The sequence below is a fragment of the Streptomyces sp. NPDC046876 genome, from assembly GCF_040645035.1.
GTDB lineage: Bacteria > Actinomycetota > Actinomycetes > Streptomycetales > Streptomycetaceae > Streptomyces.
On record NZ_JBEYXK010000242.1, the window covers coordinates 1 to 1,253 of the forward strand.

1 protein-coding gene is annotated in these 1,253 nt (G+C 46.4%); it reads right to left on the minus strand.

Annotation, left to right across the window (positions count from 1 at the left end; translation table 11 throughout):
- Positions 1–175 precede the first annotated feature (175 nt).
- Entirely contained in the window at positions 176–1,006 is an 831-nt protein-coding gene (gene mobQ / locus ABZ924_RS38725) for a MobQ family relaxase (protein ID WP_361920451.1), read from the minus strand.
- Between the last annotated feature and the right edge of the window lie 247 nt (positions 1,007–1,253).

Genomic DNA, 1,253 nt, shown 5'->3' on the forward strand with positions numbered 1-1,253 from the left:
AACCGGAACAGTCCACGAAACGATGTTTTTTCATATTCTAATGCCCGGTCATGTAAAGCACGTAAATTAGCTGTCCGTTGTTTGCCATTTGTCATCGCACCGGCCATCTCATAATAATTGGTGTCTAAATACACCTGCCATATTAACTCTGCCAGAGAACCCCGACGCGCAAGGTTTAAAGAGAAATAATTTTATCGCGTAGCTGGGCAATTTCAGCATTCTTTTGTCGAATGTCTTGATTCAACTGGTGATAAAACGTTTGTGCTTCCAGTCCCTTTTCTTCCATGCGTTTCACGTATTGGTATTCATTTCGTTCCAAGCGAACCTCAGCGATTTGATCCAGTCCCTGTGCCTCAAAAGAAAGTGCTGAGACTTCTTTGAGGATGCCTCGTTCCTTAAAAGATTCATTGATGGCTTCCGCATAGTTCATGCGCCATTTTACCAGTGTCTCGCGTTCATTCCAAGGAGTAGAAGGAACGGTTTGGAACACTTTTTCTCCTGTTGCATTGCGAAGAATTTCGCCATTTTGATCCAATTCATACTGGCGTGTTTTTTTCTGTCCCCACGTTCCATCTTCGTTAAATGGGCGAACTGTCAGCAGGATGTGTGCATGCGGATTGTGTTCTTTGTCTCGGTGAATCGCAACGTCTGCGACCATGCCTTCATCAACAAATTCGTGTTGGACAAACGATTGTACAAGTTCTTGTTGCGCATCATCTGGTAACTCCTTCGGCAACGCAATGAGCACTTCTCGTGCTAATTGCGCGTTCCAGGCTTTCTCGATTTTCTCCACTTCGTTCCACAGTTTTTCACGTTCAAGTGTCCACTCGGGCGCATGATTAGGCTTGAGGATAAAAGAGATCGGAGCTACTTCTCGCTGCGGATAGCTTTTGATTTCGTCATCGCGTTCAGAATACAATTCTTCCCCACTGCGGTAACTGGCACTCGCAACGGCGGATTGGGTTTTCTTGCTGATGATGTTGGCTTGCAGTCGGAAGTAACTCACGTTCTCTCACCTCTTTTCTCTTGTTCAATATCCGTAGGCGACAACCAAAGACCGAAGTGGCTGCAGCCCAAACAAGCAGACGAAACAACCTTTGAAGATACGGTCAGTGGCATGAACGAAACGCTCCTGACGGCCATTGCCCCGGACAACTTGACGGAGTTTGATTCCTCGGTGCGTGTAGGAGCAAATTACACGCGGACACTTCTCATCGTGGACTACGACCCGATTCAAGATCAAAACAAGATTC